This window comes from Actinomadura soli, from assembly GCF_005889715.1.
Lineage (GTDB): Bacteria > Actinomycetota > Actinomycetes > Streptosporangiales > Streptosporangiaceae > Spirillospora > Spirillospora soli.
In genome coordinates this window covers 1-9,116 of the sequence record NZ_VCKW01000299.1, presented here as the reverse complement: position 1 = coordinate 9,116, position 9,116 = coordinate 1, and the positions used below count along the sequence as shown (strand labels likewise).

At 68.3% G+C, this 9,116-nt stretch carries 10 protein-coding genes and 1 pseudogene; 3 read left to right on the top strand and 8 right to left on the bottom strand.

The window, feature by feature from the left end; all coding sequences use genetic code 11:
• Positions 1-562: 562 nt before the first annotated feature.
• Entirely contained in the window at positions 563-1,126 is a 564-nt protein-coding gene (locus ETD83_RS35820) for a DoxX family membrane protein (RefSeq protein WP_138649646.1), read from the top strand.
• A gap of 118 nt (positions 1,127-1,244) precedes the next feature.
• Here ETD83_RS35820 and ETD83_RS35815 read toward each other — a convergent pair whose 3' ends face one another.
• Genes ETD83_RS35815 through ETD83_RS35795 form a run of 5 tightly spaced genes read right to left on the bottom strand, consistent with a single transcriptional unit; the run spans position 1,245 to position 4,939 of the window.
• On the bottom strand, positions 1,245-2,138 hold the full coding sequence (locus ETD83_RS35815; protein WP_138649645.1) for an S-4TM family putative pore-forming effector: 894 nt from the start codon (positions 2,136-2,138) through the stop codon (positions 1,245-1,247).
• Between the two features lie 23 nt (positions 2,139-2,161).
• On the bottom strand, positions 2,162-3,058 hold the full coding sequence (locus ETD83_RS35810; RefSeq protein WP_138649644.1) for a CBASS oligonucleotide cyclase: 897 nt from the start codon (positions 3,056-3,058) through the stop codon (positions 2,162-2,164).
• Positions 3,058-3,576, bottom strand: coding sequence for an HORMA domain containing protein (locus ETD83_RS35805; protein ID WP_138649643.1), 519 nt, complete (start codon positions 3,574-3,576; stop codon positions 3,058-3,060). The genes ETD83_RS35810 and ETD83_RS35805 overlap by 1 nt, the downstream gene beginning before the upstream one ends.
• A complete protein-coding gene (locus ETD83_RS35800) occupies positions 3,573-4,073 on the bottom strand; it encodes a hypothetical protein (RefSeq protein WP_138649642.1) in 501 nt (166 codons plus the stop codon). The genes ETD83_RS35805 and ETD83_RS35800 overlap by 4 nt, the downstream gene beginning before the upstream one ends.
• Positions 4,070-4,939, bottom strand: coding sequence for an ATP-binding protein (locus ETD83_RS35795; RefSeq protein ID WP_171064630.1), 870 nt, complete (start codon positions 4,937-4,939; stop codon positions 4,070-4,072). The genes ETD83_RS35800 and ETD83_RS35795 overlap by 4 nt, the downstream gene beginning before the upstream one ends.
• A gap of 256 nt (positions 4,940-5,195) precedes the next feature.
• Here ETD83_RS35795 and ETD83_RS35790 point away from each other — a divergent pair, with 256 nt between their 5' ends.
• Positions 5,196-5,672: a helix-turn-helix domain-containing protein gene (locus ETD83_RS35790; RefSeq protein WP_171064629.1), complete on the top strand. Its 477-nt coding sequence runs from the start codon at positions 5,196-5,198 to the stop codon at positions 5,670-5,672.
• A gap of 98 nt (positions 5,673-5,770) precedes the next feature.
• The gene (locus ETD83_RS35785) at positions 5,771-6,253 is read left to right on the top strand and encodes an ImmA/IrrE family metallo-endopeptidase (protein WP_171064628.1); all 483 of its coding nucleotides are present in this window, start codon (positions 5,771-5,773) and stop codon (positions 6,251-6,253) included.
• 313 nt (positions 6,254-6,566) lie between these two features.
• On the opposite strand, the gene ETD83_RS35780 is transcribed toward ETD83_RS35785, so the two are convergent.
• The 3 genes and pseudogenes from ETD83_RS35780 to ETD83_RS35770 all read right to left on the bottom strand — a co-directional run.
• Positions 6,567-8,054 (bottom strand): bifunctional aminoglycoside phosphotransferase/ATP-binding protein, encoded by a 1,488-nt coding sequence (locus ETD83_RS35780; RefSeq protein ID WP_138649638.1) that lies wholly within the window; start codon positions 8,052-8,054, stop codon positions 6,567-6,569.
• Between the two features lie 5 nt (positions 8,055-8,059).
• On the bottom strand, positions 8,060-8,755 hold the full coding sequence (locus ETD83_RS35775; protein ID WP_138649637.1) for a CBS domain-containing protein: 696 nt from the start codon (positions 8,753-8,755) through the stop codon (positions 8,060-8,062).
• Positions 8,752-9,116: pseudogene (locus ETD83_RS35770) on the bottom strand (universal stress protein); the annotation flags it as partial. The pseudogene ETD83_RS35770 and the gene ETD83_RS35775, both read right to left, overlap by 4 nt.

The following is a 9,116-nucleotide window of genomic DNA, read 5'->3' as shown; positions in this document are numbered from 1 at the left end:
GCGTCGAGGACGACGGCGTCGGCATCCCCGAAGGCGGCCGCCGCAGCGGCCTGCGCAATCTGAGCGACCGGGCCAAAGGCCTGGGCGGCTCGTGCACTACCGCCCCGCGTGACGGCGGCGGGACCGTGCTCATCTGGCAGGTCCCGCTGAAGAACACCTGACCAGGTCAAGGCCCGCGACGGTTACCGAACCCTCCCACGCGACGTTCCGTAGCCCCTAGCTGTACTGCCCGTAGACGTTGGTGACGGTGACACATCGCGCCGCTGCGGCGTCAGCAACGCCAGTCCGATCGCCGGTACGACAGCGGCCCTGACTCCCACGGCGTGAACGACCATCGCCCTGCCGCTGCGGGGAGATACACCCCCATACGCTGCCCGAACCGGCCCAGACCATTAAGAGCGCGTATCGCCATCGGCCGCTGCAGGGCCGTTGGCCCTCCACATCATCGCAAGACAGGGACCTTGGTCCCAGTGAGCGTGCCCTAACGGACCTACGGCGCTGAACCGCCGTGCGGTTGAGTCAGAGGCGAGGAAATCAGCGATGTGATGGAAGGTGAGAGGCGATGGCAGTCTCCGAGCACAAGACCCGTACCGGGCGCAGCACTCTGATCCGGGTGGTGACCCCCAAGCCGCTGACCGAATCGCCCGCCGCCCGTTACATCTGGGCGCTCGCACGGCTGGCGCTGGGCTGGGTGTTCGTCTGGGCGTTCCTGGACAAGATGTTCGGGCTCGGCCACGAGACCCCCGCCGCCAAGGCGTGGATCGACGGCGGCAGCCCCACCGAGGGCTTCCTGAAGAACAGCCCTACCGGCCCGTTCGCCGGTTTCTACAACGACATCGCGGGAGCGGCCTGGGCGGACTGGCTGTTCATGCTCGGCCTGGCGGCGATCGGCGGCGCCCTCATCCTCGGCATCGGCATGCGGATCGCCGCCGTGACCGGCGCGGCCCTGCTGGTGATGATGTGGACCGCCGTCCTCCCCCCGGACAACAACCCCTTCATGGACGACCACCTGATCTACGCGATCCTGATCGTCGGCCTGGCCCTCGTCAGCGCCGGCGACACCCTCGGCCTCGGCCGCTGGTGGGGAGAAACCCGCCTGGTCAAGCGCCTCCCCATCCTCAAGTGACCGACCGCGACCGCCAAGAACGCCCACCCACCGTGGTGGGCGTTCTTGCGCCGTGCTGCCGTTCCCTCGGCTGCTCCCGCCCGGGTTGAGAGCGGTCGTCTTGCGCAGCATCCGGCGGTCAGGCCTCGTCGTCCAGGAGGGCTTGCGTGCCGGCGGCAGTGCTGGCCGATGACCGCACCCGGCGGAGGCGGTAGAAGAAGCTGGGGACGCGCGGGCCGTCGCGGCGCAGCAGATAGGCCGCGTCCTGGATCTGCCGACACTCGGCCATCGGGAGGGTGGCGGGCGCATCGCGGTACTGGTCCCACAGGTCGTGGATGTCGTTTTCGACCTGCTCGCGGGCGACGGCGTGGCGCCAGTGTTCGCGCGCCAGCTCCACAGAGTCGAGGAAGGCGGGCGAGCTGGGCAAGAAGATCTTGATGAGGTATTCGGCCAGGCTCAGGTCCGCGGCGATGGCGATGCTGAGGCCGAGGACGAACCAGGCGAGTCCCACGAGCAGGACGCAGGTCCCGTAGGCCTGGTGGTCCCGGCGGCTCCAGACCGCGCTTTGACGCTGGCAAAGCAGCACGTCGGCCGGCCATGGTGTGTCGGCGAGGTCCACGCTGTACCAGCCGCGGTATGGCGCGTCGTCGCCGACATGACTGGCCGCGGTGGCGATGTCGTCGGGTACGGGTGGGCGACCAGCCAGCGCGGTGTTCCATGGCAGGTGGAACAGCCTGGTGTCGTAGCACTCATGGACGCGGACGGCTTTGGTGATGCCGCGGCGCTCCAGTCCGGTCAGGACGGTTCTGCCGAGCACGAGCCATCCCGCGCCGATGGCCGCGAGGGTGTCGGTGGCCGCGGGTACCGCAAGGGTCACCAGGGGCGCGACAAAGGCGAGTGTGAGGGTGCCGGTCGCGCGGAGCCGCCGCCACCATTGCGCGGTCTTGTACAGGTGGCTGTAGGCGAGGAGGCGCTGGAGATGTTCGGGCTGGTCCTGGCGCTGGATGATGTGGGAACCGGCGCCTGCGGGCACTGGGCGAGCAGGCGGGGGTGGGCTCATGAGAGCGGGAACAGTGGGCCGAACAGCTCTCGCCAGGCCCGCAGCGCCTCACTGGTGCGGCCGGTCTGCTCCAGGCGGATCGCCTTGGTGCAGGCCGCTTCGGCTTCCTTCAGGGCCTGGACGGCGGTCGACATCATCACCGGGTCGGCGTCAAGGATTCCGGAGATGTCCGGTCCGTGGTGGGCGGGGTCGGGCCAGACGTCGGCGATGTGTTCCGCCGCAGTGGCGAAGAACCGGCGCAGCTCCTGGGGGTGGCTTCCGGTCCAGGGTCCGGTGAGCAGCCGGAGCGCCATGACCTCGATCAGGAACGATGGTTGCACCGGCTGCCCGGCCACGGCGTTCCACTTCTTGATCATTTTGACCAGTGGCTTCCACTGCTCGCTGAAGTCCTTGTTGGCGGCGACGGCCAGGTCGTAGTGGATCTTGGGGTTGGTCGCGATCCATGCGCCGGTGACGTCGTCGGGGATCAGGTAGTGATCGCCCTTTTCGAACGCCGGGACGACGTCGAAGGAGATGACTTCGCCGTCCTCGCTGACCTCATCGACGACCTTGACGCCGAAGTCGACGCGGACCGCGAACCGGTCACAGGTCACTCGGCCTTCTCCGTACAGGGGCGCGAGGATCGCCCGGAGGGCGAGGAGGATCTCGCGGGGGTGCAGCTTGAGATAGGAGGTGTCGACGATGACGATCATGATGTCGACGTCCCGCAGCGGCTTGGTCTTGGTCTCCCGGCGGTAGGCGCCGGTCAGGAACGTGTCGATGACCGTCAGGGTGCCCGCAGCCTCGATCTGGTCGCGGATCTTGGTCTGGCGGCGGCTGGCTGAACTGTTGTCGGTGTCGGTGGTCTGCAGGTTCGTGCGGAACTTGTAGAAGGCGTCGTTGGGGGTGAGCATCAGTTGCTCCTGGTGTAGTGGGCCAGGCCGGCTCCCAGGCTTGCGCCGGTCATGGCCGTGCCGATGCTGTTGCGGGTGAAGCCGCGGGTGGAACGCAGCGTGGTGGTGGACCAGCCGGGCACGGCCGGGTAGCCGGGCGAGGTGTCGGCGACCACGCGGTACTCGCATTGACTGGGGTAGGAACCGTTCTTGCGGATGGTGAAGGCCACCGCGTCGGCGTCGAGCCACAGCTCGCCGTCGCCGTCGGCGTCGTACCCGTAGTCGATCGTGAAGTCGAAGCGTCCGACGAGGTCTTGGCCGCTGGAGAGGGCGGGATCCCAGACTTCCAGGACGAGCGCTTTGAGGTGGCGGGACCGCAGCCACGCCGCGATCCCTCGTTCCAGGACGTCCCACTGCCGCACCAGGCGGGCCGGGTCGAGGCCGGTGCCGCGGACGATCTGCCGCAGGCCGCGCAGCATGCCCGTGGCGACGTGGGTGGCGGCGTGGGTGTGCAGGTTGACCTGGACCCGGGTGGTCATGATCGCCTCAATTCGCTCAGGTCAATGATCGGCGTCGCCGAGGAACCGCCGGCGGTGGAATGGGCGGCTGCGGGGGCGTCGGCGTTGAGGCCTTCGCCGGTGTCGCGGACGACGACGGCGGGGGTGCCGGCGAGGGCGGTGGCGAGGTCGTCTAGGTCGTCGGGGCCGCAGGGCAGCGACACCGTCCAGCCGGGCCCGGTCAGCCTGCCGCTGTACAGCGGGGTCTCCTCGTTGATCGCTTCGATCGCGTCCGTCCCGTGCACGGTGCGAACGCGGATGCGTGGGCCTGAGGCGGGCATGATGATGATCGGTGCCTCGCGCGTGTACTCCTCGCTGATCACGATGGCCGCGATGCTGGTGATCGCGGTCAGGTCCTGGTGGGCGGTGCTGCCGGGCTCGGTGACCAGGTCGACGATGGCGCCCCAGGTCTCGGAGGAGGTCCGGGCGGGGACGGCGGCGATCTGCCGGGCGATGGTGGTCGCCGATTCGTGGCTCACTGCTCCTCGCCCATGATCCGCAGGGTCGCGTACAGGTCCTCTGGCGTGACCCGCTCGGGGTCGCAGTGCTCGTTGGCGCAGGCCACCGCGACGGCCTTGCGCAGGCGGCGGCCGTCGAGGCCTTCGGCGAGCTGCGCGGCGCGATCCAGCACTGCGGCCGCCAGGAGAGGTTGTGCGCCCGGGAAGGCGGCGGCGACCGCGGCGATCGTGTGCTCCAGGATGAGGCGCCGGCCGCGGGGGTCGGGGACGGGGATCCGGATGATCAGGTCGGCACGGGACGACAGCGCCGGGTCGATGGCGCCGGGGAAGTTGCTAGTGGCCAGGACCACGACGCCCGGGTGCCTCTGAGCCAGCCGGTCCAGCCCGACCAGTGCAGCGTCCACAGCGCGGTGCACGTCGATCGGGTTGGCCTCCATCGAGAGCGCGGCGCGGTCGGTCAGCAGGGTCTCGACCTCGTCCAGCAGCACGACCAGTGGGCCCTGCTGCGCCTGCTCCTCCAGCAGCCGGCCGAAGAGTTCCTCGACGCTGCGCTGGCTGCGGCCCAGGGAGGAACTGGCCAGCGCGTGCGGGTCGATCTCGATGAACGCCCAGGACCCGAGCCCGCTCACCGTGCGTGCGATCTTGTCAGCCAGGCCCCGCGCGACGGTGGTCTTGCCGACCCCGGGACGACCGGTCAGGAGCACCACACCGTGCAGGGGCAGGGCCTCGAAAGGGACTGTGGCCCGGAGCCGGATGTTGGAGACGACGGTCTGCAGGAGGCGGCCCTTCGCGTCGTCCGGGAAGAAGATGCTCGACCACGCGGCCTCGAACGAGTCGTTGGGCAGCAGACGTGCGTCGGCAACGCCAACGGTGCCGACGTCCGGCAACCTGCGACTGGCTTGATCTGCGTGTCTAGAATTGGGCATGGAACTCGACACCTCCAGGAAGGGATATCTCTGCACGTCACGGGACCGTTCGGTGAGGCTGCTGACCACGTCCTCGCCACGATCTTGTACCGAACCGTACGGCGTGTATCAATCGCGGTACAAGCGAGTAGCGTACACCCGGCTGCGGTCTGCGTGCACAGGTGCGCTACCGTGCCCGATGATCAAGGCCGCCCTGGGGCAGGGAGGAAGGGAGCGCGTGGACGACCCGGTCGACATCGAACAGCTGCAGGTGCTGGTGAAACACCACCGAGAGCACCTTGGGCTGAGCTTGCGCGCGGCCGCGGAGGAGTCCGGGGTCCCGTTCAACACGCTTGCCCGCGTGGAGAAGGGTCATCTGCCCGACCTCGCCAATTTCCGGCGCCTCGTCCTCTGGCTCGGGCTCTCGCCGGAACGGTTCTTCCAGCCGTCAATGTTCAGGGTCGAGAACACCCCTGAGGTCATCGCATCCCGGCTCGCCCAAGATCCCAATCTTACGCCCGCCGCGGCTGAGACGATCGCCGACGTCGTGCGCGAACTCTACGGCAATCTGGTCCTCAAAGACCGCGAGGTTACGGTTCATCTGCGTGCGGCGAAGACTTTTACTCCCGATGCTGCCCGGCTCCTGGGTGAGATTCTCGTGGAAATTCAGGAAAGACTTCAGTCAGGCCCAACCGGCCCCCGGCATGTGATGTAACAGTGCGGCGAGGATTCAAGACCGAAGCAGAAAGACTCGCGGACCGCGTTAGGGGCGAGACAGGCCTGCAACCAGCTGAGCCAACCGACATACGCGCTTTGGCGCAACATCTCAATATCGAAGTGGTTTCCGCAGATCAGCTGGTCGACGAGTGCAAGCTTCGGCAGTTGAACGAGGCTCAAGACGGAGCATTTTCTGCGGCGACATTTCATATCTCTGAAGACCGTGTCGTCATCGTCTGCAATCCCCTGAATGATGCTGCTCGCACTAATAGCGATATCGCTCACGAGGTCGCTCATATCTTGCTCAGGCATCAGGTCAGAGAAGTGCAGACCATCGGCGGACACATCTTCTTCGCCTGCGACTCAGACCAGGAGGAGGAAGCAAATTGGCTGGGTGGATGCCTTCTCCTGCCTCGGAAACTGCTACTTAGAGAAGCTTTTTCCGACGCCACTCCTGAGGAAGTTGCCGCCAAGTACCAGGTTAGTCAGCAAATGGCGCGCTTTCGCCTCAACGCCAGCGGCGTGAAGCTCCAGGTGCAACGAGCCAGGCAAACCCGATCGCGGACAAGGCGAACATGACACCGTCGCTTCTCAGGGTGTGATCCATCTCCTGGATCATTTCCCAGTACCGCCGTAGATCGAAGCGGTCCCGATTGGTGAGCTGGTGGACCGGAGCTGCCACCTGCGGATCGTGCGAATTTGACGATCCCGCTAGCACCGTTCGGAGCATGGTTCCGGCGGCGGGAACGGGGGAGTGCGGCTCCGCGAACGGTGACGCTGAACAGCTCGCCGCCTCGCAGAAGACGTGCCTCCAGCTGCAGGGTTCAAATGCTCACACTTCGTCCGACACGAGGATGCCTCGCGAGGCTTCGTGTGAGGGCCGGCGCTCTTATCAGCCGGGGGAGAGGAAGGGGCGGCGGGGCCAGAGGTGTTCGGTGCCGTGCGGGCGTACGGCTGTCAGGGCCTGTTCGGTCGCGTCGGCCAGGTCCGCGTGGGTGTCGACGATCGTCGCTTCGGGCCATGGTGCCGCGTGCGCGCGCATGGCGGCGGCGATCTCGGTGTCGGCGTCGGAGGGACCGCGCGTACGGGTGCGGATCCGGTCGGCGGTGAGTGTCTCGGGGGCCTCGCAGCGCAGGGACGACAGGTGCGCGTGTTCCCGTTCGGCCATGGTGGCGAGGAGGTCTCGTTGTTCCTTGGAGGTCCACGAGGCGTCCAGGATGACCGTTTCACCCAGGCGGAGCAGTTTGGCGGCGCGGTCGGCGAGTTCGCGGTAGGTGCGGCGGTCCCATTGCGGGGTGTAGATGCCAGTGCCGTACGGGGTGGCCGCGGAGTCGAGGGGAGCGAGCCCGGCGAGTTCCTTGCGGATGCGGTCGCTGCTGAGCAGTGAGCAGCCGAGCCGGTCTGCCAGCGCCCCGGCCAGCGAGGTCTTCCCGGTGCCGGGCAGTCCGCCCACCAGGATCACCTCGACCCGGCCGGCGCGCAGGTGGCGCAGCGCGATGGCGCTGTAGGCGCGTGCGTCGGCGGCCGCGTCCGGGTCGCCTTGGGCGTGCCGTAGGCAGGCCACCTTGGCGCGGACGAATGCCCGGTAGGCGACGTAGTGGTGGCGCAGTGAGGGCGGCGCCGGGTCGGCGGCGAACTCGGCGTACCAGTTGACGAAGCGTTCAGCGAGGGCGGGGACGCCGAGTCGTTCCAGGTCCATGGCCAGGAACGAGGCGTCGTCGAGCCCGTCCAGGCTGCGCAGCTTGGCGTCGAATTCCAGGCAGTCCAGGATGCGGGGGCCGTCGTCAAGGCAGAAGATGTCGCCGGCGAGCAGGTCGCCGTGGCCGTCGACGACGCGGCCGTCGGCGATGCGCGCATCGAAAAGCGGTTCACGGGCGGCGAGGAACTCGGTGGCGAGCTCTTCGATCTGGGTGGCCGTCGCCGCGTCGATGACATCTCCGTGGAAGGGGCGGACCTGGTTGAAGCTGTCGTTCCAGCGGGCCTGGAGGGCGTCGCGGGCGCCCTGGGCGGAGATCTCGGGGCCGCGGGGTGCCTGGGCGTGCCAGGCCGCGAGGGTCCGGGCGATGTCGCGCAGCGCGTCCTCGACCGGCATGCCGGCGCGGACCAGGGTGGCCAGGCGCCGGTCGGCGGGCATGCGCCGCATAACGACCAGGTGGTCGCAGACCTTGCCGTCGGGGCCGTGGACGTCGGCGACGCCGGAGTAGACGTCGGGGGCGAAGCGGCGGTTGAGCCGGACTTCTTCGTGGCAGGCCCGTTCGCGTAGCTCGCGGGTGCTGAAATCGAGGAATCCCAGGTTCACCGGCTTCTTCAGCTTGTAGGCGCGGTCCGCGGTGAAGAAGACGATGCCGATGTGGGTCTCGCTGACGGCGGCGTTGTCCATGAGGCTCACGCTCTCGGATATGCGGTCGGGTGAGTGTCGTCGTTGTCGTACCCGAGGGTGTGGACGACGTCGACGACGCCTTCGGTGGCCGCGGCCATGCGGACGAGGATCGGGATGAGGCTCTTGAGCTCGACGCGCCCAGTGAGGTGGACGACGCCCTCCTGGACACGGACGTGCACCACGGCGGGGTCCTGCCAGAGCCGGTGGATCAGAACGTCTCGGATGATCTCGTCGCGGATGTCGGAGTCGGACCGGTGGAACACGCGCAGCAGGTCGCGGCGGGCCACGATGCCTGCGAGCCGTCCGTCCTTGCCGACGACGGGCATGGCCTTGAAACCGTGGGCGTTCAGCAGCCGCGCGGCCTCGGCGATGGTGGTGTGCGGCGGGACCGATATCGCCGGCGTGCTCATCAGTCCCCGGGCGTCGACGGCCTTGGCCTTGGCCTCGGATGCCGCCTCGGACATGGAACGCCACCGCAGGCCGGTCCGGCGTGGCCGGGGCCCCGTGTTGTCCTTGTATTCCTGTTTGCGGAGCAGGTCCGCCTCGGTGACGATGCCGATCGGGTGACCGCCGATGTCCAGGACGGGCACCGCGCTGATGCGGTGTTCGGCCAGCGCGTCGGCGATCTCGGCGAATGGGGTGTCTCCGGCGACCGTCACGACGGGCTTGGTCATGACGTCGGCGACTGTCCGGCGCTTCATGGTCTCCTCCTGGCACTTTCGCTGGCCTGATCAGCGGGCTCGGAAGAGGCGGTGTGGTCGGCGCAGACCACGACGCCGCAGCGGGCGCGCTCACGCACGACCGGGACGGTGTCGCCACCGAGCGGGTTGCCGTGCTCGGAGTGCGCTCGGGCGCCGATGACCAGCAGCTCGGCGTGTTCCGCCGCGTGCGCGAGCGCCTTGCCGGGCGTGCCGTGGACGACGCGGAGCCGGGTTCTGAGGTGCTGGGTGCGCGGGAGCGCGTCCGCGGCCAGGCGGCGCAGCCTCAGCCACTCCCGTACGGTTCGCAGCGGGCGGGTTCCGAGTGCGCCATCGGGTTCCAGGACGCGGACGACGTCCAGCC